Origin of the sequence: Streptomyces indicus (genome assembly GCF_900100315.1) — a bacterium.
GTDB classification, from domain to species: domain Bacteria; phylum Actinomycetota; class Actinomycetes; order Streptomycetales; family Streptomycetaceae; genus Streptomyces; species Streptomyces indicus.
In genome coordinates this window covers 1-22,098 of sequence record NZ_FNFF01000001.1, presented here as the reverse complement: position 1 = coordinate 22,098, position 22,098 = coordinate 1, and the positions used below count along the sequence as shown (strand labels likewise).

The window sequence follows — 22,098 nt, the reverse complement described above, 5'->3', positions numbered from 1 at the left end:
GGCTCCTTCACGCTGATCCGGACGCTGGGGGCGCGCGGCGTCGACACTGTACGGCACCGGACAACAGTTGTTGTCACCGCGGCAGGTGCCCTACGGTGACCGCATGCCGCCGCCTGCGCACGAGCACCGTCCGAGCGACGAGGAACTCGCCCGTCTCGCGGTCGAAGCCCTCGACGTCCTGGCGGACGAGCTGGCGGCAAGGCTGACGTATTCTCCGGACCGGGACTGCCACACAGAGGTGCACCCACAGGCGCTGCGTCGCCTGCGGATCCTCTCCCACCTGCAGAAGGCCGTGAAGGAGCTCCAGTACGGGGCCGCCCGCGACGCGGCCACGGCAGGGGCCGGTTACCCGCAGATCGGCGCGGCGGCGCAGCTCAGCCGTCAGGGCGCTCGCCGCCGATGGCCCGGCCTGCCCACCGGACCCGCCCGCCCGCACCCCCTTCTCGCCCCACGGAGCAACGAATCATGATCACCACCCCCCGCGCGTACGACGTCCTGCTCGTCGAGGACGACGCGGCCGACGCCATGCTCATCCAGGACACCCTGGCCGAGCGCGGCACCCGCAATCTCACCCAGGTCGAGGACGGCGTCGCGGCGCTCGAGTACCTCCGCGACCCGGCGAACCCGAAGCCCGACCTGATCGTCCTGGACCTCAACATGCCCCGGATGAACGGCCGGGAGCTGCTGAGCATCCTCAAGGACGACCCCGACCTGCGGGCCGTTCCCGTGGTGATCCTGACCACGTCCTCCGCTCCGGACGACGTCACGGACGCCTATCAGAAGCACGCGAACGCGTACGTCACCAAGCCGGTGAATCTCGAGGACTTCGAAGCGGCGGTCCAGAGCATCGACGCGTTCTACCTCGACACCGTCACCAAGCTCCCGAAGGCATGAGGCGCACAATGGTGTGACTGAGGCGGAGGTCCCGGGGTAAGTGGACCGCAGCACCTTGGAGCGCGGGCAGGAGCGGTATGAAGAGGTACGTACCCGAAGAGGTGGAGCACGTGTCGCAGGACGCCGGCGTCTCGGTGTCCGGTGCCTTCGAGAGCAGCGAAGGCATCGCGGTGGCCCGGGACCTCGCGCGCACCTTCCTGATGGATGTGCAGGCGGTGCACGGCCTGCCGGTGTCGTCGCGGGCGATGGGCACCGTGCAGCTGGTGGTCAGTGAACTGGTCACCAATGCGCGGAAATACGCCCCCGGACCCTGCCTGCTCACGCTGGAGCTGGACGGTGGTGCGGTCGAGGTGAGCGTGTGGGACAGCAACCCGACCCCACCGGAGATCTTCGGACCGGACCCGACCCGTATCGGTCAGCACGGTCTGGAGATCGTCATGTCGGTCAGCCAGAGCTTCGCGATCCACCGCGAACCCGTCGGCAAGCGCATCACCACCTCGATCACACTCGCCGACGACCTCGGCGGCCTGGGAGCCGGCTGAGGGTCCTCCGCCCAGCAGAGGTGTAAGGGCTGGTCAGTGGGGGACCCAATGGGCAGGCCGAGTGCAGCCGCACCCCGGGGGGCTGCCCCGTCCAGGCTTCCCTGGTTCGAACCGTGAGCGAGGGAGGCCGCCGCGGTACGCGTCGAAACGGCCGCCACCCGCGGCAGCAGCTACAGCGGACCGTGCGGCAGCTTCCCCATGTGCTGGTGGAGGAACACGACCTTCGGCGGAGCGGCCAGGTACTGCTCGCGCTCCCTCAGCATGCGCCGCGTATGCGGCTGCCGTTCGTGTTCCACGAAGGCGTCCCGATCCGCGTACAACTCGTAGAAGACGCGGGTCAGCGGCTGCTCCTCGGGCGTGTGCACGGTGTAGACGAGCGTGCCCGTCTCGTCCCCGATGCCGATGAGGGCCTCCGCGACGAGCTGGTCGAAGGCCTCAGCGGCGGCGTGGGAGCGGAGCTCGAACACCACATACAGCGCGTACGGTGTGCGCCGCTCGCGCTCGGCCTGCTCGCCCAAGTCGACGCTCAGCTGGAGCGCCTCCCGCCGCGTGATCTCCTGTTCGGACATCGCTCTCCCCGAGCCCCGGTGGGGGCGGTACGGCGGCGCCCCGGCCCGCGAATCCGCAGGCCGGGGCACCACGCTGCATGTCGGCGGGGCAGTCGCTCCCCATGGCGGTGGGGCAGGCGTTCCCCGCATGTCCGGCAGTTCTCGGGCTCAGCGCTTGAAGGTGTCCTTGCCCTTCTCCTTGCCCGCGCGGGCCTTGCCCCGGGTCTCCAGGGCGGCGCCCTTGGCCGCGGTCTTGTCGTCGCCGAGGGCGTGGGCGCCCTTCTTCACGAGCTTGCCCGCGATCTGCTCCGCCTTCGCCTTGGCCTTTTCTCCGGCACTCATGTGCAGTCCCTTCGTTGCCTGGTGAGCGGACTGTGTCCCGACTGCCCGAGACCCTCTGGGCCAAACACGGGCCCGCGCCGGACCAGGACCGCGCTGTACCAGGACCTCGCCCACGTGCCGAAGGGCGCCGAGGCTAGTGCGCCCCGGCCACCACACGCCCTCCCGCCGGCCTCAACTGCCGCACCAGGAACTCCTCCGTGTCCGGCGTGAAGAAGCCGGAGATGCCCCGCATCAGCTGCAGGGCCGTGGTCACCCGGCCGGGCAGCGGGCCCGGAACGGACGGGACGTCGAGGCCCACCCCGCTCCCCGCGACCTGGAGGGCGAGCTGCGCCTGGCCGGTCTCGCCCGCGTGCAGATGCGCGATCGCGCGGCGCACACCGCTCGCGGCCCGTTCGGCGAGCGCGAGCAGCGAGGTGATCGCCGACGTGTCGGTGCTGTCGGCCCGGTGCGCCTGTTCCCCCGCGGCGAGCCGCAGATGGGCCCCCGCCTGGTCGAGGATCTTGACGATCGCGCACAGCCGCCCGGTGTCGAAAGACGCCATGGCATGACTCCTTCACGTAAGAGCCCGGATCTGAAGAGCCTGGTTCTGCGACGCTCCGCTCGAAGGCACGGATTCGCGCGCTTGAGTCTTATCCCGGGCGGGAGCGGCCTGAACCCCTTGGAGGGGGCGCACACCCTGCGCAGAGGCGCCCGGCCGCAGCGAGCGTGCGCCCGTCCGCGCCGCAGCCGCCGACGGAGCAGTCGGGGAGCGCGCGCAGGAGGGCGGACGGCGGAGGGTGGAGTCAGGCAACCGGCAGGGCCGGAGTCGTGCGGCCGGCATCGTCCCGCGCGAGCACCGCGAGGAGCGAGGCCACGCTCACGTCCGCTTCGGCCGGGTGCCGCAGGATCTTCGAGGGATCGACCGCGTAGACATTGCTGCGCCCCTGCCGGGTGTGCGAGAGGTAACCGGCGTCTTCCAGGTCCGTGATGATGCGCTGCACGGCGCGCTCGGTCAGGCGGCAGTGTGCGGCGAGATCACGCATGCGGATCTGCCGGTTCTCGGCGACGGCCGCCAGGACACGGGCGTGGTTGGTCAAGAACGTCCAGCCGGTGTGGGACGCGGTCTGCTCCTCCATGGGCCCCATCTTAGAACCCGCACTCCGGCGTGAAACACGAAATGAATTTCTGGTATTCATTGACGTGATTCCAAGTTCGTATCAAGCTGGGGGTACGCGCCGGCGTGGGCCCGGACCGGACAGGTCCGGTGCGACACGCGGCGGCAAGGCCCACCTCACAGGGGGATCCTCATGAACGACGTGACGACGCCCGAGCGCACCGGTCCTGCCGTACGGCCGGTCCGGGACCAGCTGCTCGCGCGTGCCTGTGCGGACCCCGCCTCCGTCGCTCCTCGCGACGCGCGGGACGTGGGCAGGGTCCTGTTCGACCGGCTCACCCGCCTCGACGAAGGCACCCACGAGTACCAGTACGTGCGCAATGTGCTGATCGAGATCAACCTCTCCCTCGTCCGCTACGCCGCCTCGCGCTTCAAGCACCGCGGCCAGGACGAGATGGAGGACATCGTCCAGGTCGGCACCATCGGCCTCATCAAGGCCATCGACCGGTTCGAGCTCTCCCGCGAGGTGGAGTTCAGCACCTTCGCCGTCCCGTACATCGTCGGCGAGATCAAGCGCTTCTTCCGCGACACCACGTGGGCCGTGCACGTCCCGCGCCGCCTTCAGGAGGCCCGCGCCGAGCTGTCCAAGGCCACCGAGGAACTGCAGTCCCGCCTGGGCCGGCCGCCCACGACGGCCGAACTCGCCGCGCTGATGCAGCTCGAGCCGGCGGAGGTCGCCGAGGCCCAGAAGGCCGCCAACGGGTACAGCACCTCGTCGCTCGACGCACCGGTGACGGGCCGCGCCGACGAGGCGGATGCCCACCTCGCCGACTTCCTCGGCGTGGAGGAGACCGCGTACGAACTCATCGACAACTACCGGTCGTTGGCCCCGCTGATCTCCGGTCTCGAAGCCCGGGACCGCAGGATCATCCATCTCCGCTTCGTCGAGGAGCGCACCCAGCAGGAGATCGCCGACGACCTCGGTGTGTCCCAGATGCATGTCTCGCGGCTGATCGCCCGCATCCTCGCCAGGCTCCGCGCCGGGCTGATGTCCACCACGTAGCGCCCGAAGTCGAGCCCACGCAGCATCCGGCGTTCAAGCCCGCGTAGCGCCCGATCTTCAGCCTGCAGGCGCTGCCGCGTGCGCGGCGGTCGTCGCTCTGCCTCCGGGATGGCGGTGGCGCCAGGTCCAGAACACCGCGCTGGAGACCAGCGCCCAGGCGGCGAGGACGAGATAGGGGAACACGTGCTGGTGGCCGCCGAAGTACACGGCTGTGTGCTGCGCGTTGACCGAGGCGCCCGGCGGCAGCCACTGGCCGAGGATCCCCAGGGGCGAGGGCAGCAGCGGCCAGGAGACCGCGCCGCCCGACGAGGGGTTGCCGAGCAGCACCATGAGGCCCCAGGTCGGCAGCATCGCCCACCGGCCGAAGAGGGTGTTGAACATCGTGAAGACCATGCCCGACGCGAACATCGTCAGGGCGAGGATCAGCCACGAGTGCACAAACGGCAGGTCCACCGCGTCAAGGAGCCAGTCCACGACGGCCGCGATGGCGAATCCGCCCAGGAGGGCGTAGCCGGCGGTGAAAGCGATGCGTTCGGTGGGGTTGAGGTCGCGAGCGTGGACGCTGAGCTGGATCGCTCCGACGAAGCCGATGATCACTGCCGCGAGCGAGATGTAGAAGATCGCCAGGCCGCGCGGATCCCCGGGCTGCATCGGCTTGATGTCCTGGACAGTGACAGGGACGCCGACCTGTTCGCCGACGGCGGGTGCGGCCTGCTGCAGCAGTTGGGCCACCGACGCGCCGGAAGCGCCGGCGACGTCGAGCGTCACGCGGCCCTGGTCCGCGTGCTGCAGGACGGCGAACACCCGCTGCTCGTCCACGGCAGCCCGGGCCGCACCCTCGTCGGCGTAGGACTTGAGCTCCAGCGACGCGTTCAGCGCCTGCTCCATGCCGGCGACGAACTGCGCGCTCCGGCCGGAGTCCCAGGAGCCGACGACCGCGGTGGGGATGTGCCGCGGCGTGGGGTTGGCCATGGAGTACGTGTAGCTGCCCGCGAACAGACCGGCGGCCGTGGCGAGGATGAACAGCAGCACGGTGGCGGGCAGGAACGGACCCTCTTTGAAGCGCCGCCACCGTTCGGCGGGGGAGGGAGCCCGGCCGTGGGCTCCGTGCGCGTGGGGGAGCGGGGACGGTGTGCTGTCTGTGCTGCCTGCCATGAAGCCACCGTAAGACACCGATATGCCGCTTTTGCGCGCCGGTGGTCCTGTCGCACCACCGCCCCTGGGCAGACGTCGGCCTCAATTCCGAACCGCGAACGGTTCGGCACGCATCAGGTGTCGGGGCCGTCGGCCACGACGCGCCGCACGTTCTCGATCTCGCCGCACCCCGCGTCCAGATGCCGCGCGCGGGCCTCGACGAAGGCAGCGCCGAGCTCCGCGAGCCGCTCGCCCGGGACGTTCTCCCGGGCTCCGTTGAGAATCGTCCGCTCCTCCTCGTCGAGGTGGTGCGTGATCGCCTCGGAGAGCTTCTCCAGCTTCTCGTCCCAGTCCTCCGAGCCGACCACGGGCACCTCGAGCAGGGCCAGAAGTGCTTCGTTGCCCTCGGCGTGCTCCTTCACCCCGTGCTGCACTTCTTCGTTGTCGATGTCACGGAAGCGCTTGAGCGCGGGATAGACCTCGGCCTCCTCCGCTTCACCGTGCGCGATCAGCAGATCGGCGAATTCCCGCAGCGCCTTGCCGCGGTCCTCCTCGACGTTGCGCATGCGGTGGAACAGCTCTTCCATCCGCCGGTGATCGTCGAGGATCAGTTCTACGACGCTCTGCTTGTCGGTGGCCACGCGGTCCCCTCGGTTCTGTCGGTTCTGTCGGGCTGTACAGACAGCCTTGATCAGCCTGGCAGCCCGCGGCGCTGCGGCATCGGTGCCACGCGGATGACGGAGATCAGGCGCGAGGGGACGCCGTGCCAGGGCTGCCGCACGGATCAGGCCGCCTGTGCGGGGCGACTCGCGGTCTTGGCCGCCGCCTGCTCCAGGACGAGGTCGGCCGCGGCCAAGGCTTCCCGGATCGTCTGGGTCCCGGTGCTGATGCACAACGTGTAGACCACGTCGTCCAGTTGGCCTTGCACCTCCGGGTCCGGCTTCTCCGCGGCGCGCATCTGCAGATCGGCGTAACGGCTCAGGAGGGTGCGGACGAACTTGGGGTCGGGCATGAGCACGGCGGGCTCCTCGCTGTGTGACGGACGGAACTGCCGCCACATTTGCCCCGGACCCGCCTGCTCACACAAAGAAATTCAGCGGACCGTGCCCCTCCGTGCGCGCGGCCCCGGCCCGTCGCGTGTGCGGTGAGGCCGCACATCCAGGCTCTCACCGGTTCCGTGTACGGGCCCGCGCCACGCGAGTTGAGGCGCCGCGGCCATGCGCTGCGACGGCAAGGGTTTGCTGCGCAGGTCTTCGACGTGCAAGATTCACTTCGAGGTCAAGAAGCGGCCGCCACCCGACGAAGGGGAGCGTTCGCATGCCCACCGATCTCACCACGCAGTTTCTGCGCCTGCACACCGTGTCTGACGTCTCTTCAGATGCGGCTCATTCGTCCATGTCGGTTCACATGGTGTGCCTGTCCGGCCTGCTCGATGCCGCCGCGGCCACGTCTTTGGCCGACAAGCTCATGGACGCGGTCGCCGCCGCGGGCGGGGCCAAGCGCGGATTGGTGCTCGACCTGTCGGATCTGCAGCTGGTCAGCGCCGCCGGTACGCGGGCCGTGGCGCTGCTCGCCCGCCTCCTGGGCGGTCCGGTGCATGCGGTCATCCCGCAGTCCCACGTACGGCGGCTCCTTGAGGCTCCCCCGCCTCCGGGGCTCACCGTGTTCCCCACGCTCGCTGCCGCGCTGGCCGGCATGGATACGGCGGCGCTGCCCGGCTCGCCCGCGGTGCACCGCAGACCCGACGGCCTCGTTCCCTCCGAAAGACGGGACCTGCGCACCGAGGTGTTCGGACTGCGGGCGAGATCGCGCTCCGCGGCACTGATCGGCGTCGCCCAGGGCATCCTCGTCGAGCGCTACGGCCTTGCCGCACCCGCCGACGCCTTCAAACTCCTGAAGGCGTCGTCCCAGCACTGCAATGTTCCGCTGCGCGTGCTGGCATCGGCCGTCGTCACCGAGCCGGAGCCGACCGGAACGGGCACGTGGGACGCCGATCGGGCGCCTGCCGCGCAGCCGGAACTGGAGCTGCTGGACGGACCGGCGCTGGACCTGGCGAATCACAGTGCGCTGCTGCGCGCCGTCGCGAGCGAGGCGCTCACTCTGTCCGGAGCCGACGCGGTGGAGATCCACCTTGCCGATCAGGCCCGCTCCAACTCCCTTTTCCTCGAAGGGCAGTCGGGTCTGGACGCCACGTACCGCGACTGCGTGGCCCAGGTGAGCGGACCGCCGGCGCTCTGCGGTCTGGTCCGGTTGCGCAACGGGCCGGTGCTCCTTCCCGACATCGCCGAGGACCCGACGTTCGCCCGGACGTCCCAGGGGAAACTGGCACGCCTCGCGGGAACCCGCGCCATGCTCGCGGTACCCGTCCGCGACGAGGGCGGGGTGTGCGTCGGCGTCATCACCGTGCACCGGCGCCGGTCTGTCGCCTGGCCCGTCAGGACGCAGCGTGACGCCTTGGAGACGCTGGCCTCGGATCTGGGCAGATGGCGGGCTTGGTACGGGCGTACGGTCGTCGTCCGGGCGCTGGAACACCTGCGTACGCACGCTTCGGGCGCGGCCGGTCCGGCTGCGCGGCCCGGTGCCTGAATTCGCACGGGCCGAGAATCCTCCCGGGCCGGAGCCGAAGCCGCGGAGACCGACCGACAGCTCCGTTCGCCGGCTTGCGCACCGGCAGCCACCGTGAACGCCGGTCGGCGGGGACGCTGCCTGCCTTCCCCCGGAACCGCCCCGGCATCCTGAGGCCCTCCGTGGCCCGGCGGCAGCCTGAGGCCCCTCCGCGGCCGGTGGACCGCCGCCGGTCATTGCACCCGCACACGGCCGGTCGTCCCGACGGCAGGCGACCGGCCCGCGCGGGAACTCCCAATGGATCTCATCCCTTTGTCCTGGCCGTGGGAAAAGTAGCGAGCACGCATGCGGAAGGGCTTCCCGGATCGGACCAAGGCCGCTAGCTTCCTGAAATGGACCGGTCAACCCGTCGGTGGGTGCCGGTCCGTCGAGGCGCGACGGCGCGCGCCCAGCTCTCCCTTGCCCGTCCTGTTCAGGCATTTCACCCCCCAACGGGAGGCACCCGTGCGCACACGCACGTCCAGATCCACGAGAGCACCGAGACCCGCCCGACTCCGCCGCTTGCTGGCGCTGCTCGTCCCCGCACTGCTCGCGGCCGGCGCCCTCAGCCCGGTGGCGGCGGCCGCCGAGGACGAACTGGCCGCCGCCGCGGAGGAGTTCCAGCAGGTCACCCTGGCCAAGGGAGTCGCCGAAACCGGCGAGCCCATGACCATGGCCGTGCTGCCGGACCGCTCGGTCCTGCACACCTCGCGCGACGGCACGCTGCGGCTGACCGACGCGGCAGGCACCACCAAGGTCGCCGGCAAGCTCGACGTGTATAGCCACGACGAAGAAGGGCTGCAAGGCGTCGGTGTCGACCCGGGATTCGCGTCGAACCGGTACGTATTCCTGTACTACGCACCGAAGTTGACCACCCCCGCGGGCGATGCCCCGGCCGAGGGTGCCGCCGCCGACTTCGCACCGTTCGACGGCGTGAACCGGCTGTCGCGCTTCGTCCTCAAGCAGGACGGCACCCTCGACCTGGCCAGCGAGAAGAAGATCCTCGACGTGCCCGCCTCGCGCGGCATCTGCTGCCACGTCGGAGGCGACATCGACTTCGACAAGGCCGGCAACCTCTACCTGTCGACGGGCGACGACACCAACCCGTTCGCCTCCGACGGCTACACCCCGATCGACGAGCGCGCCAACCGCAACCCCGCCTACGACGCCCAGCGCAGCTCCGGCAACACCAACGACCTGCGCGGCAAGATCCTGCGCATCAAGGTCAACGCGGACGGCACCTACTCCACACCGACCGGCAACCTGTTCGCGCCGGGCACCGCGAAGACCCGCCCTGAGATCTACGCGATGGGCTTCCGCAACCCGTTCCGCATGAGCGTCGACAAGACCACCGGCATCGTCTACGTGGGCGACTACGGCCCCGACGCCGGCACCGCCAGCGCCACCCGGGGCCCCGCGGGACAGGTGGAGTTCGCGCGCGTCACGAAGGCCGGCAACTACGGCTGGCCGTACTGCACCGGCAAGAACGACGCCTATGTGGACTACAACTTCGCCACCGGCACCTCCGGCGCGAAGTTCGACTGCGCCGCACCGAAGAACAACTCCCCGCGCAACACCGGCCTCACCGATCTGCCGCCCGCGCAGGCAGCCTGGATCCCGTACGACGGAGGCTCGGTACCGGAGTTCGGCTCCGGCTCGGAATCGCCGATGGGCGGACCCGTCTACCGCTACGACGCCGCCTCGACCTCGGACGTGAAGTTCCCCGAGTCCTACGACGGGGACTTCTTCGCCGGTGAGTTCGGCCGGCGCTGGATCAAGCGCGTCGAGCAGGCGGCCGACGGGACGGTGCAGTCCATCAACGCCTTCCCCTGGACCGGCACCCAGGTGATGGACATGGCCTTCGGGCCGGACGGCGCGCTGTACGTCCTCGACTACGGCACCGGCTACTTCAACGGCGACGCCAACTCGGCCCTGTACCGCATCGAGCACGTCACCGGCGGTCACGCCCCGGTCGCGCAGGCCAAGGCGAACGTGACCTCGGGCAAGGCGCCGCTCGCGGTGGCCTTCTCCTCGGCCGGTACGTCCGATGCCGACGGCGACGCGCTGACGTACGCGTGGACCTTCGGCGACGGCGGAACCTCCACGGCCGCCAACCCCTCCCACACGTACACCGCGAACGGCCAGTACACGGCGACGCTCAAGGTGACGGACTCGACCGGCAAGTCGGCGACCGCGTCCGTGCAGATCACCGTGGGCAACACCGCGCCCTCCGTCCGCGTCGACCTCCCCCTGGACGGGGCGATCTACGACTTCGGCGCGGCGATCCCGTTCAAGGTGACGGTGACCGACCCCGAGGACGGGACGATCGACTGCTCGAAGGTCAAGGTCACCTTCATCGTCGGCCACGACAGCCACGGCCATCCGCAGACCTTGGCCACCGGCTGCTCGGGCACCCTTCAGACCTTGGCGGACGGCGAGCACGACCCGAACGCGAACATATTCGGGGTCATCGACGCCGAGTACACCGACAAGGGAGCGAACGGCCAGCCCGCGCTGACCACCCATGACCAGCACGTGGTCCAGCCCAGCCACCGCCAGGGCGAGCACTACGGGTCGTCCTCGGGCGTGCAGGTCGTCAGCCACACCCCGGCGCACGGCGGGAAGACCGTCGGCTACATCGACAACGGCGACTGGATCTCCTTCACGCCGTACGCCCTGACCAACGCCACGAAGTTCACGGCACGGGTCTCGTCCGGCGGCGCCGGCGGCACCATCGAGGTCCGCGCGGGCTCGGCCACGGGCACCCTGCTCGGTACCGCGACCGTGCCGGTGACCGGCGGCTGGGAGACCTTCCAGGACGTCACCGCCAACCTGAGCAACCAGCCTGCCGGTTCGACCACGCTCTACCTCGTCTTCAAGGGCGGCACCGGCTCGCTCTTCGACGTGGACGAGTTCTCCTTCACCACCGGCACACCCACCGCCCGCACCGGCCTCGTGAAAGGCGTGAACAGCAAGTGCCTCGATGTGCGAGGCGCCGCGACCGCGGATGGGACGCAGGTGCAGATCTACACCTGCAACACCTCGGCGGCGCAGCAGTGGACCGTGGCCGTGGACCAGACCCTGCGGGCGTTGGGCAAGTGCCTGGATGTGTCCGGTGGTGCGAGCGCGGACGGTACGAAGATCCAGTTGTGGACGTGCAACGGCTCGGGTGCGCAGAAGTGGGCTCCGCAGGCGGACGGCACGGTCCGCAATCCGCAGTCCGCGAAGTGCCTTGATGCGTCGGGCGGTACGTGGAGCGACAGCACGGTGGTCCATCTGTGGACCTGCCACACCGGCCCCAACCAGAAATGGACCCTGCCGTAACGGAAGGAGGTGCACCGCATCATGCGAACGAGACGCTTCACACGCTCACGCGCCAGAGCCCTGCTCGGCCTGTGCGCGGGCGCGGCCCTGCTGCTGAGCCCGCAGGCCATGGCGCAGCCCACCGCACCGAAGGCCCCGCCCACCGCGCAGCAGACCCGCATCGCCGCCGACCCTGCGTACAAGATCCTCGTCTTCTCCAAGACGGCGGGCTTCCGGCACTCCTCCATCGACGAGGGACTCACGGCCCTGCGCACCCTCGGCGCGGCGAACAACTTCACCGTGGACGCGACCGAGAACGCCGCGGCCTTCACCTCGGGCAACCTCGCCCAGTACAAGGCGGTCGTCTTCCTGTCGACGACCGGCGACGTTCTGGACGGCGCTCAACAGACCGCGTTCGAGGGCTACATCAAGGCCGGGGGCGGGTACGTGGGCATCCACGCGGCCGCCGACACCGAGTACGACTGGCCCTTCTACAACGGTCTGGCCGGGGCGCTGTTCCAGTCCCATCCCGCGATCCAGTCGGCCACGGTCAAGGTCGAGGACCGCGCGCACGACGCCACCGCCCATCTGCCGGCGACCTGGCAGCGCACCGACGAGTGGTACAACTACCGCTCCAACCCCCGCAGTTCGGCCCATGTCCTGGCGGCGCTCGACGAGTCCAGCTACTCCGGCGGCTCCATGGCGGGCGACCATCCGATCGCCTGGTGCAAGGACTACCAGGGCGGACGCGCCTTCTACACCGGAGGCGGCCACACCGAAGGGTCGTACACGGAAACGGCGTTCACCCGGCACCTGCTCGGCGGCATCCGCTGGGCGGCCGGGATGACGGAGGCGGACTGCCGTCCGGAGACCGGCTACGCCTCCCTGTTCAACGGCTCCTCCACCACCGGCTGGAAGCAGGCGGGCCCCGGCGGCTTCACCCTTGCCGACGGGACGCTCACCTCGTACGACGGCCTCGGCATGCTGTGGTACCAGGCGAAGGAGTTCACCGGGGACTACTCGCTCAAGCTCGACTGGCGGATGGCCGGCGACGACAACTCCGGTGTGTTCCTGGGCTTCCCGGCCTCCGACGACCCCTGGTCGGCGGTGAACAACGGCTACGAGATCCAGATCGACGCGACGGACACCGCCGACCGCACCACGGGTTCGGTGTACGGCTTCAAGTCGGCCGACCTCGCCGCCCGCGACGCGGCCCTGAACCCGCCGGGGGAGTGGAACACGTACGAACTCCGCGTCACCGGTGAACGCCTGGAGATCTTCCTCAACGGCCGGAAGATCAACGACTTCACCAACACGGACCCCGCACGCAGCCTGAAACAGGGCCACATCGGACTCCAGAACCATGGCAGCGGAGACGAGGTTTCCTTCCGCAACGTCCGCATCAAACAGACGGGCACCCCCGATCCGACACCCCGCACGGGACCGGTCAAGGGCGTGAACGGCAAGTGCCTCGATGTGCGGGGCGCGGCGAGTGCGGACGGGACGCAGGTGCAGATCTACACCTGCAACACCTCGGCGGCGCAGCAGTGGACCGTGGCCGTGGACCAGACCCTGCGGGCGTTGGGCAAGTGCCTGGATGTGTCCGGTGGTGCGAGCGCGGACGGTACGAAGATCCAGTTGTGGACGTGCAACGGCTCGGGTGCGCAGAAGTGGGCTCCGCAGGCGGACGGCACGGTCCGCAATCCGCAGTCCGCGAAGTGCCTTGATGCGTCGGGCGGTACGTGGAACGACAGCACGGTGGTCCATCTGTGGACCTGCCACACCGGCCCCAACCAGAAATGGACCCTGCCGTAGGCAGATGGCATGAAGGGCGGCACGAACCACGCGTGCGGGCCACGGAGGCATCCGGTCTCCGTGGCCCGCACTGCTGCGCCGCGCGCCACGCGTCGGACGCGGCCGGGGAATCCTGCCTACGTGAGGTCCTCCCAGCGGCGGTCGAGGGTGTTGTAGGTGTAGCGGGGAAGACCGCTGATCGCAGTGGTACGGAAGGGGCGGCCGTGGTCGTCGATGCGGACGGTGCCCGTGCGGCCCTGGGACGACCACTCGAGCTCGAGGTACCACCTGCAGTCGCACGAGCCGGTCGCGGCCGAGACCAGGAGCACCTCGGGGTCCTTCGCTGAGACGCGGTAGGGCAGGCGCGCGGCGGGGATCGGCGTGCCGGAGTCGTTCCCGGCGACCGGACGGACGATCGGCCTGTCCTTGTCCAGATCGACGGCGAACGACCGCGGAGTGAGCGCACCGCCGCAGCCCGCATCCATGGCGTACGCGTGCCCCTGGGCGGGCGCAGCACGGCCGATGACGCGGACGCGCAGCGCCTCGAGGACGACGGCCGTGGTGTCCCGCCCCTGGACCGTAAGGCGCAGCAGCGTCTCGCCGCCGTGCAACGCACTCTGCGACGCCGCCCAGGACCCGGCGTCCTGCGGCACCGGGGGAGGGGGCACCTCGCCCGGCGGCTTGGCGATCACATAGTCGTGACCACAACCGAACTTCCAGGCATGGGAGTTGACGGCCCAAGAGATCGGCAGGGCGCTGTTCCCCTGACCGCGAGGCGGCTCGGACTTCGACCCGGACTTCGGCCCGGACGGGCTGGAGGCGTCGTCCGGCTGCTGAGTGGGGGTGCTGGAGCCGGAAGCCGACGGGGGAACGGGACTGGCGTCGCTCGGACTCGGCGAGGGGCCTTGATTCCCGGGTACGCGGCTCTGCGCCGTACCGGAGACCCGATCGGGACCGCTGCCCGAGGGCTGCCCCCGATCCGGAAACGCGGAGAACGCCCCGAGCGTCGCGAGCACCGCACCGGCGGAGACGAGCCCCGCCATGAGACGTCCACGGCGGTACCAGGGGCGACGGTCGGGAGCGGGCGAGACGAGGGGTGCGGCAGACGCCACCGGCGCGTCGGCGGCGGGACCGTCCACTCGGGTTTCCGCTTCCGCTTCCCTCGGGGCGACAGGTGCCGCGGGCACGGAAGCAGCGCTCCCAACTGCCTTCGCCGGACGCGGACGTTGGCGGGCTTCCACGGCCAGGAGCCACAGACGGTGCAGCTCCAGGCGTTGCTCCGCACTCGCACCGCACAAGGACGCGAACCGCTCCACGGGGGCGAAGTCGACCGGCACCGTCTCGCCCGCGCAATAGCGGTGCAACGTAGAGGTGTTCATGCCCAGACGCCGGGCCAACGAGCCGTAGCTGCGGTCCGTGCCCTCCTTCAACGCCTCGAGCAGCGCCGCGAACCGGGCCACATCGTCCGTCGCCGCCTCGGTCCCGTCGTCGCGGCCTGCACCGCTGCCACCGCCCTGTGCGGACACAGATTCCCCGTTCCTCGTACGACGCCACCGCGTCCCGGGCCCGGGACGGCATCCCAGGCACCCACATACCTGCACGTCAAAGGGCCTGGGATGGTTCCACCTTGCCCGATCGGCTGTCGGCTGTTGCGGCTGGCCGCTGTGACCGCTGATGCTCTTGGTGTCGCACCGAACAGGCGCCGGCCGACCAGCCGGCCTCGCTGCGCACTTCACATCCATGCACGTCTCCACGGGGGAACACCCATGTCCAAGCGCATCCGCACCGGCGCCTACGCCGCACTCGCCGTCGCCGCCCTCACGGCCGGCGCGACCCTCGCCGCACCCGCTGCCGGCGCCACGCCGAAGGAGGCAGCGGCGAAGGCGGCCGCTGCGAAGGCCGCCGTCACGAAGGCCGCCGTCACGAAGGCCGCTTCGCCCGCGTTCCTGTCTCCGTCCCAGCTCCCGCCGCACCCGTCCTCGACCTGGACCGCCGGGCCGGTCACCGAAGGATTTCCGGAGCAGCTCGGCACCTGCGTGAGCACCGAGGGCGTGCCCTCCTACGCCTACCGGCACCGGGAGTTCCGTACCGACCTCGACACAGGCGCCGTGCAGCTGACCGTCGTCGCGGACACGTCCGCACACGCCGCGGCCCTGGCCAAGCACTACGACGACCTGATCCGCACCTGCCCCGGCCGCATCGAGCAAGGCTCGCCCGAGGTGCAGGCCCAGGGCCGCGACTACGGGAAGCTGGCCGTCGAGGAAGGGGCACGCGTACGAGGCGTGCACACCGAGACCTCCTGGGGCGCCATCGACATCTCCCTCTACTCGGTCGGGCGGGACGGCAGGACCGTGACCGTCGTGCAGTGGGGACAGATGGGCGACTTCGCCGACGCGCCCGTGGCCGCCTTCAGGAAGACCACGACGGCGGCCGTGAACAAGCTGTACTGACCGACTGACCGACTGACCGACTGACCGACTGACCGACTGACCGACTGACCGACGGCCGGCCCACGACCGCAGTGAACGGGGGCCTGGCGGGGCTGTCCTTCCGCCCCGGGGGAGCGGAAGGACAGCCCCGTCGCGGGCGCTTGCTGGGGCCGAATCCGGCAACAACCGGGGCCTCGCACGGACATGCTCCTGCTGCGTCCGGGTAGGCGCCGAGGCGAGGGAGGGGAAGGCGGATGCACCTGGGGAGGTCATGCGCCTTCCCCTCCTGTTGTCGTGGGCGACCGGACTCCAAGGCTCCCGAGGAATCCGGCCCCTCCCTGTTTCGCAGGTCATGCAGATGGTCACCCGACTCGCAGCCCCGGCTCCGGGGCTGCCGCCCTTGTCCCACCCTCAGAGAGGAACGGTGATCCGCATGCCCGCCACGAAGGCCCGGGACATCATGACCGCAGGCGCCGAATGCGTGCAGGCCCACGACAACGCCCTGGACGCTGCCCGCAAGATGACGGACCTGGGTGTGGGCGCCCTGCCGATCTGCGGGGTGAACAACCGGCTGGTCGGAGTGGTGACCGACCGTGACATCGTCGTGAGCGTCCTCGGCAAGGGCCTCGACCCGGCGGAAGTGGAGATGGGCACCCTGGCCCAGGGCGAAGCCGTGACCATCGGCGCGGACGACGGCGCGGACGAGATCTTCTCCACCATGACCCGGCACAAGGTCCGGCGCCTTCCGGTGATCGACGGCACGGACCTGGTGGGCATGGTCGCGCTCGCGGACGTCGCCCGTGCCCTGGACGCCCCGACGTCAGGCCGCCTGATCGAGGCCCTGTCGACCGACTGAGCCCGCCCGAGCCGCCGAGCCGTACGGTCGCAGCCGTGCGCTTCGCTGACGCGACCGCAGCGACCGCGCTGAATGAGCCGGGCGAACAAATCGTGCTGGGCAGGCGCTGAGGGGGTACATGTCGATCATGCAGACTCACACCGACCTCACCGACCTCACCGTCCTCGCCGCCTCCAGCACGGCCTCGCTCTGGTTGATCATCGTGGGCGTCATCCTGGTCCTGATGCTGCTCGGCATGTTCCTCATGGGGCAGCGCCGCGCAGCCCGGCGCAGGCGCAGCCAGCCGGGTACCACATCCGGCCGCAGCCCCGGCTCCACCGACCGCCAGGCACAGCGCGGCGAGGGATGGCAGACCCCGGACGACGACCCGGAGCAGGGCAACCCGCGCCCTTGACCGCTCAGGATTGATGCGGCCGTCCCGGGACAAGCGAAAGTGACGGGAGAACAGTCACCGACGCGACCGGGAGGACCTCATGCACCCTCGCCGCAACCATGCGCAGGTCACGCGCGTACACCCCGCCGCGAGCCACATCGCCATGGGCCTGTTCGGAGGCCTGGGCGCCTGTATGGGTGCGGAGCGGTGAACGGAGGCATCCCGCCGCTGCGGGACCGCCACCTGGCAGCGGGCTTCGTTCTCGTGATGTACACATTCATCGGCGCGTTCGCGAGCGCGCTGTTTGCGGTGGGGCTGACGGGCAGCGGCGGCTGGACGGCTGCGGCAGCTTTCGCGGGTGGCGCACTCGGCACCGCCTTCGGCGCGTGGCAGCTGCGCCGCACCCCCGAGGCGGAGCGCGCTGACGACGCCCCCAAGTAGCCCTCGCGACAGCCGCGCGCTACCGGAGGAGCCGAAAACAGCACCCCGGACGCGTCAGGATCCGGAGCGTGCCCGGCTTGCACGCGTCCACGCGAGCAGATCGTCCATCGCCCAGGTGTTCACGACACGCTCGGCGGGAACCCCGCACTCCTCCGCGCGGGCACAGCCGATGATCTGCCAGTCCAGCTGGCCGGGCGCATGGGCGTCGGTGTCCACGGCGAACAGCACCCCGGCATCGACCGCCTGGCGCAGCAGCCGCCGCGGCGGGTCGAGCCGCTCGGGCCTGCTGTTGATCTCCACCGCCGTCCCCGCTTCCGCGCACGCGGCGAACACCGCATCCGCGTCGAACTGCGACTCCGGCCGGCCGCGCCCCGTGACGAGCCGCCCCGTACAGTGCCCGAGGACGTCCGCCCGCGGATCGCCGACCGCGCGGACCATCCGCCGGGTCATCGCGGCCGCGTCCATCCGCAGCTTCGAATGGACCGACACGACCACCACATCGAGCCGGTCGAGCAGCTCGGGCTCCTGATCCAGCGAACCGTCCTCGAGGATGTCGCATTCGATCCCGGTCAGCAGCCGGAACGGCGCCCAGCCTTCGTTCAGCTGCGCGACCACGTCCAACTGCTCACGCAGCCGCTGCGGCGACAGGCCGCGCGCGATGGTCAACCGCGGCGAGTGGTCGGTGAGCACGGCCCACTCGTGCCCGATCTCCCGCGCGGCCCGGCCCATCTCCTCGATGCTGCTGCCCCCGTCCGACCAGTCGGAGTGCAGATGACAGTCACCGCGCAGCAGCGCCCGCAGCTCGCTGCCGCCCTCGGCGATCGGCGCACCGGCTTCGCCCTCCAGCCGCTCGAGATAGCGGGGCACCTGGCCGCCCAGCGCCTCCCGGATCACCGCGGCGGTCTTGGGCCCGATGCCTTTCAGCGACTCCAGCGACCCATCGGCGGCACGCCGCTCGACCTCACCCTCGCCGAGCCCGCGCACGACAGAGGCCGCCGTACGAAACGCCCGCACCCGGTACGTGGGCGCCCGCCCCCGCTCCAGCAGAAACGCGATCCGCTCCAGCGCCTCGACGGGCTCCATCGTCACCTCCGGGTCCCTTCCGGTCTCCGCTGGTCTCCTCCGGTCCGCTGCGCCTGCGCCTGGCCGGTTCACCTCGTCCGCGTACGTTCCAGCGTCACTCAGAAACGAGCTCGATGCGCGGTGAAGGCAATCAACCGGGAGCGGCACGACCACCCGGCGGACACCAGGACCAGCCTCTGCGTGACGAGGCGACCTACGTACACCGGCATCGGTCCCGGCCGGAGCGGCGCGGTGCTCCCGAGCATCGACGTGATGAAGCCTCCGAACCATGGGGGTCGGCCATCGATGGCAGTATCAACGAGGCGTGTGCACAGCCGAGTTGAGGTCCGGACCCGACCGTGTCAGGAGGAGCCGAGTGAGCTGGAGCGGGCTGCGCGCGGGGGACCCGCGGCGCATCGGCGGGTGGACGCTGGTGGGCCGGCTGGGCGCGGGCGGCATGGGCGTCGTCTACCTGGCGCACGCCGCCGACGGCGCGCCGGTCGCCCTCAAGCGACTACGGGAGGACCTGGCCGACGACGCCGAGTTCCGGGCGCGGTTCCGGCGTGAGGCAGCGGCGCTGCTGCGCGTCCAGGGCGCCTGCACGGCCCGCGTGCTGGCCGTCGACGTCGACGCCAGCAGGCCGTTCGCCGTCATGGAGTACGTCCCCGGCCCCACCCTCGCGGAGCATGTCGCCGAGTACGGGCCGCTGCGCGGCGACATGGCGCACGGCTTCGCCCTCGGCCTCGCGGAGGCACTCGCGGCGATCCACGGCGCCGGCGTGGTGCATCGGGACCTCAAGCCCGGCAACGTACTGCTCTCGGACCAGGGCCCGAAGGTCATCGACTTCGGTATCGCGCAGGCAGCCGACGCGACCGCGCTGACCCGTACCGGCGTGGCGGTCGGCACCGTCGGCTACATGGCACCTGAGCAGCTCAGCGGCCAGGCAGGCCCGCCTGCCGACGTGTTCGCGTGGGCGCTGACGGTTGCCTTCGCCACCACCGGACGTCCGCCCTTCGGGACGGGACCGGTCGCGGCGCTGCTGCACCGGATAGAGCACGAGGAACCCGATCTCGACGGAGTTCCGGCGCATCTCCGAGCGCTTCTGACCTCGGCGCTGTCACCGTCGCCCGAGCAGCGGCCCAGCGCGGAGGAACTCCTCGCCGCACTCGCCGGCAGCGGTGGCGGCGGGACGCGCGTCGACGCCGACGAGGTCAGTACCGTGCTGGCCACGGCGTGGCAGATGCCCGAACCTTCCCCTTCCCCTTCCCCTTCCCCGCCCCCGCTGCCGAGGCCGCGTCGCCCCTGGATTGCGGCGTGGACTTCTCTCGCGGTGCTCCTCGCGGCGATGGTGGGGCTCCTGTGGGCCGTCCTGCCCGATCGCGGCCACTCCTCGGAATCCGGCGGCACCGCGTCCGGGTCTGCTCCCACAGCCACCGCTACGTCTGCACCTGAGTCGCCCGCGACGCCGCCTTCGTCACCCCCGGAGACCTCGGCACAGCCGACCACGCAGGACGCGACCCCCTCCAGCACGACCCCGGCTCAAGCGCAGCCCACGCCTTTCTCGTCCACGGGCGCGCTCAGGAACAGCCACAGCGGACTGTGCGTGGACACCAACGGTCCGCAGCGTCCCGGACTCAACCTGCAACTCCGCTCCTGCGGCAACTTCAGCGGCCAGCAATGGAGCTACGACGGCACGGGCCAGCACTTCACCAACACCCCCAGCGACCTGTGTCTCGACACGGACGGCAAGCCCGCCGCCGGTGTCCGGGCCGTCCTCAACCCCTGTGGCCACTACAGCGGCCAACTCTGGCGCCACGACAGCGAGAACGGCCGGTTCGTCAACACCGAGAGCGGACTCTGCCTGGACACGAACGGCCCTCCGGCCGTCTACGTCGACCTGGTCCTTAGGCCATGCGGCCACTTCACCGGTCAGTACTGGCAGATGTGAGCGGCGCGCTGCCGGCGGCCGGATGGCCGGACACGGGCGGACAGGACCATGAAGAAGCTCGGCCTTCTCGCGATCAGCGGCTGCGCGGCGTACGGCCCGCGGCGGCATCCGAACGCGCGGTCCGGCGAGTCGCGCCGTCCGCCGAAGTCCTTTCGGTGCGCGCCGTACGGCGCCACGCCCACGCGAGCAGCGCGACGACGATGGTCAGCACGAGAGCGTTGGACATGTACTTCACGGCGTAGTCGGCCTCGCCCCACGGCTCGACCGTGAAGGCCAGGACGGCCCGGGCGAGCAACGCGGCGCCGCCCACCGTCAGCACGTGCACGCGATGCCACGCCCGGCGTCCGGACCAGCGCAGCAGCAGCCCGCCGAGCAGGGACAGAAGCACCAGATCCACCGTCACACCGAGCCACGTCGCCGGCAGCAGCGTGTGAAGGAGGAGCACCGTCAAGGCGGCGCCTGCGACGAGCCACGGGGGCGGGACACGGCCCGCCACGACGACACCGCGGCGCGGCAGCGCGAAGGCCGCCACGGTGAGACCGACGACGACCACTGCGGTGCCGATCAACTGCCCAGGAGCCGCCGTGAACGGCGTGGCACTGCCGGGGTTGAAGTGGAAAACCGCCGCGGCCGCCAGATACAGCAGCACCAGCACGGCGATCCCGGTGCGCCCCAGCCACGGCCGGCCGGCCTGCCGCGGTGCGCAGGCCTCGATCACGGCGATGGGCGCGGCGAAGCTCCAGATCACGTGCCCGCCGACGAAGTTGAGCAGCTGGGCGGCGCTCAGCCCGAGGAACGGGACGAGGGTGGCCTGCCGCTCCTGCGTCCAGGAGGGATCGTCGATGTACGCGGGGTTGAACAGGCCCTGGTCGATCAGCCCGGCCTGGATGAGACCGAACGCCGTACCGAGCAGCAGGATGGTCGGCCAGCCGCGCCCCGTTCGACGGGCGGCCTCGCGGATCAGCACGGCGACCGTGCCGTACAGGCAGGCGATCAGCGGCAGTACGGACAGCATCCCCGCCTGATGGCCGCTCCCCGCGTCGTACCCGATCAGGAACTCCGCAGCCAGCGGGGACAGGACCAGCACACCGGCCACCGGCAGCAGCCGGTGGCGCAGCCGCACCGCGCGTACCGCTGCCTCTCCTGACCGGTGCTCGCCGCGGCGAGCCGTGTCGAGCTGCTGCCCACCAGTCTTTGAATGTGTTCCGGCGTTCATGCTCAGGACGCTACGGACCGCCCCGACGCGCGGGCATCGGCCACCTGTCGATGACCACCTGACTTTCGTCTATGGACCTCGCCCTGCCGATGAGCAGCTGTGGCCTGGAGGGATGGGGCTGATACCGCCGGTTGACCGACACTCTGTCCTGGCCCGGGTTAACTCGTGGCGATGCGTGCCTTCTTGACCTTGTTGCCGCAGGTGTTCATGGAGCACCAGCGGCGGTTGTTCGCGCGGCTGCTGTCCAGGAACAACCCTGCACACCCCGGGCCTTCGCACTTCTTGACCCGTCCGCGGTCGGGACCCCCAAGGACCCGGATCGCATCGGTGGCCAGTACGCCCAGCGCGTCCCGGACAGGTGCGGCCTTGGTCAGGCACCATTCGGCGCGTTCGTCTCCCAGCGCAGGCTTCGCATGTCCGGCGGCTGCCGCCGCGTTGAGTGCCCGGGCATCGGCG

Annotated in this window: 23 protein-coding genes; 12 read left to right on the top strand and 11 right to left on the bottom strand. The window is 70.5% G+C overall.

Annotated elements, in window-relative coordinates:
* The first annotated feature begins 103 nt into the window (after window positions 1–103).
* The 3 genes from BLT97_RS37470 (at window position 104) to BLT97_RS00100 (ending at window position 1,436) form a co-directional block, all read left to right on the top strand.
* Window positions 104–469, top strand: coding sequence for a hypothetical protein (locus BLT97_RS37470; RefSeq protein WP_143041295.1), 366 nt, complete (start codon window positions 104–106; stop codon window positions 467–469).
* Window positions 466–894 (top strand): response regulator, encoded by a 429-nt coding sequence (locus BLT97_RS00105; RefSeq protein ID WP_093606551.1) that lies wholly within the window; start codon window positions 466–468, stop codon window positions 892–894. Before BLT97_RS37470 ends, BLT97_RS00105 begins: the two co-directional genes overlap by 4 nt.
* Before the next feature lie 77 nt (window positions 895–971).
* Window positions 972–1,436: an ATP-binding protein gene (locus BLT97_RS00100; protein ID WP_093606550.1), complete on the top strand. Its 465-nt coding sequence runs from the start codon at window positions 972–974 to the stop codon at window positions 1,434–1,436.
* 170 nt (window positions 1,437–1,606) lie between these two features.
* Here the strand turns inward: BLT97_RS00100 and BLT97_RS00095 are convergent, their stop codons facing one another.
* From BLT97_RS00095 to BLT97_RS00085, 4 genes are all read right to left on the bottom strand, one after another.
* Window positions 1,607–2,005 (bottom strand): putative quinol monooxygenase, encoded by a 399-nt coding sequence (locus BLT97_RS00095; protein ID WP_093606549.1) that lies wholly within the window; start codon window positions 2,003–2,005, stop codon window positions 1,607–1,609.
* A gap of 147 nt (window positions 2,006–2,152) precedes the next feature.
* Window positions 2,153–2,326 (bottom strand): hypothetical protein, encoded by a 174-nt coding sequence (locus BLT97_RS37685; RefSeq protein ID WP_176953577.1) that lies wholly within the window; start codon window positions 2,324–2,326, stop codon window positions 2,153–2,155.
* Between the two features lie 133 nt (window positions 2,327–2,459).
* Window positions 2,460–2,867, bottom strand: coding sequence for a hypothetical protein (locus BLT97_RS00090; protein WP_093606548.1), 408 nt, complete (start codon window positions 2,865–2,867; stop codon window positions 2,460–2,462).
* 241 nt (window positions 2,868–3,108) lie between these two features.
* Window positions 3,109–3,441 carry a helix-turn-helix transcriptional regulator gene (locus BLT97_RS00085; RefSeq protein WP_093606547.1) on the bottom strand — a complete coding sequence of 111 codons (333 nt, stop codon included), beginning with the start codon at window positions 3,439–3,441 and terminating at the stop codon, window positions 3,109–3,111.
* Window positions 3,442–3,612: 171 nt separating this feature from the next.
* Here BLT97_RS00085 and BLT97_RS00080 point away from each other — a divergent pair, with 171 nt between their 5' ends.
* The gene (locus BLT97_RS00080; protein WP_093606546.1) at window positions 3,613–4,482 is read left to right on the top strand and encodes a SigB/SigF/SigG family RNA polymerase sigma factor; all 870 of its coding nucleotides are present in this window, start codon (window positions 3,613–3,615) and stop codon (window positions 4,480–4,482) included.
* Between the two features lie 57 nt (window positions 4,483–4,539).
* On the opposite strand, the gene BLT97_RS00075 is transcribed toward BLT97_RS00080, so the two are convergent.
* From BLT97_RS00075 to BLT97_RS00065, 3 genes are all read right to left on the bottom strand, one after another.
* Complete coding sequence (locus BLT97_RS00075) at window positions 4,540–5,637, bottom strand: hypothetical protein (protein ID WP_093606545.1); 1,098 nt, start codon at window positions 5,635–5,637, stop codon at window positions 4,540–4,542.
* A 113-nt stretch (window positions 5,638–5,750) separates the two neighbouring features.
* The gene (locus BLT97_RS00070) at window positions 5,751–6,257 is read right to left on the bottom strand and encodes a hemerythrin domain-containing protein (protein WP_281251107.1); all 507 of its coding nucleotides are present in this window, start codon (window positions 6,255–6,257) and stop codon (window positions 5,751–5,753) included.
* Between the two features lie 143 nt (window positions 6,258–6,400).
* Window positions 6,401–6,628: a DUF5133 domain-containing protein gene (locus tag BLT97_RS00065; protein ID WP_245769071.1), complete on the bottom strand. Its 228-nt coding sequence runs from the start codon at window positions 6,626–6,628 to the stop codon at window positions 6,401–6,403.
* Window positions 6,629–7,011: 383 nt separating this feature from the next.
* Here BLT97_RS00065 and BLT97_RS00060 point away from each other — a divergent pair, with 383 nt between their 5' ends.
* From BLT97_RS00060 to BLT97_RS00050, 3 genes are all read left to right on the top strand, one after another.
* The gene (locus BLT97_RS00060; protein WP_176953576.1) at window positions 7,012–8,202 is read left to right on the top strand and encodes a GAF domain-containing protein; all 1,191 of its coding nucleotides are present in this window, start codon (window positions 7,012–7,014) and stop codon (window positions 8,200–8,202) included.
* Between the two features lie 540 nt (window positions 8,203–8,742).
* A complete protein-coding gene (locus BLT97_RS00055) occupies window positions 8,743–11,544 on the top strand; it encodes a PQQ-dependent sugar dehydrogenase (RefSeq protein ID WP_425442622.1) in 2,802 nt (933 codons plus the stop codon).
* A 21-nt stretch (window positions 11,545–11,565) separates the two neighbouring features.
* A complete protein-coding gene (locus BLT97_RS00050; RefSeq protein ID WP_093606541.1) occupies window positions 11,566–13,338 on the top strand; it encodes a ThuA domain-containing protein in 1,773 nt (590 codons plus the stop codon).
* Window positions 13,339–13,454: 116 nt separating this feature from the next.
* Here the strand turns inward: BLT97_RS00050 and BLT97_RS00045 are convergent, their stop codons facing one another.
* Window positions 13,455–14,843: a helix-turn-helix domain-containing protein gene (locus BLT97_RS00045; protein WP_093606540.1), complete on the bottom strand. Its 1,389-nt coding sequence runs from the start codon at window positions 14,841–14,843 to the stop codon at window positions 13,455–13,457.
* Window positions 14,844–15,083: 240 nt separating this feature from the next.
* Here BLT97_RS00045 and BLT97_RS00040 point away from each other — a divergent pair, with 240 nt between their 5' ends.
* The 4 genes from BLT97_RS00040 to BLT97_RS00025 all read left to right on the top strand — a co-directional run bounded on the left by BLT97_RS00040 (window position 15,084) and on the right by BLT97_RS00025 (window position 17,416).
* Window positions 15,084–15,767, top strand: coding sequence for a hypothetical protein (locus BLT97_RS00040; RefSeq protein ID WP_093606539.1), 684 nt, complete (start codon window positions 15,084–15,086; stop codon window positions 15,765–15,767).
* A gap of 412 nt (window positions 15,768–16,179) precedes the next feature.
* Window positions 16,180–16,602 carry a CBS domain-containing protein gene (locus BLT97_RS00035; RefSeq protein ID WP_245769070.1) on the top strand — a complete coding sequence of 141 codons (423 nt, stop codon included), beginning with the start codon at window positions 16,180–16,182 and terminating at the stop codon, window positions 16,600–16,602.
* A gap of 127 nt (window positions 16,603–16,729) precedes the next feature.
* Complete coding sequence (locus BLT97_RS00030) at window positions 16,730–16,996, top strand: DUF6479 family protein (RefSeq protein ID WP_143041294.1); 267 nt, start codon at window positions 16,730–16,732, stop codon at window positions 16,994–16,996.
* 186 nt (window positions 16,997–17,182) lie between these two features.
* Window positions 17,183–17,416, top strand: coding sequence for a hypothetical protein (locus BLT97_RS00025; RefSeq protein ID WP_093606537.1), 234 nt, complete (start codon window positions 17,183–17,185; stop codon window positions 17,414–17,416).
* A 54-nt stretch (window positions 17,417–17,470) separates the two neighbouring features.
* Here the strand turns inward: BLT97_RS00025 and BLT97_RS00020 are convergent, their stop codons facing one another.
* A complete protein-coding gene (locus tag BLT97_RS00020) occupies window positions 17,471–18,499 on the bottom strand; it encodes a PHP domain-containing protein (RefSeq protein ID WP_093606536.1) in 1,029 nt (342 codons plus the stop codon).
* 355 nt (window positions 18,500–18,854) lie between these two features.
* On the opposite strand from BLT97_RS00020, the gene BLT97_RS00015 reads away from it, so the two are divergent.
* Window positions 18,855–20,426, top strand: a complete 1,572-nt coding sequence (locus BLT97_RS00015; protein ID WP_176953575.1) for a serine/threonine protein kinase — start codon at window positions 18,855–18,857, stop codon at window positions 20,424–20,426.
* A 73-nt stretch (window positions 20,427–20,499) separates the two neighbouring features.
* Here BLT97_RS00015 and BLT97_RS00010 read toward each other — a convergent pair whose 3' ends face one another.
* Complete coding sequence (locus tag BLT97_RS00010; RefSeq protein ID WP_176953574.1) at window positions 20,500–21,642, bottom strand: hypothetical protein; 1,143 nt, start codon at window positions 21,640–21,642, stop codon at window positions 20,500–20,502.
* A gap of 158 nt (window positions 21,643–21,800) precedes the next feature.
* Window positions 21,801–22,098, bottom strand: a 298-nt coding sequence (locus BLT97_RS00005) for a CGNR zinc finger domain-containing protein (protein WP_176953573.1), incomplete at its 5' end; no start/stop codon positions are given.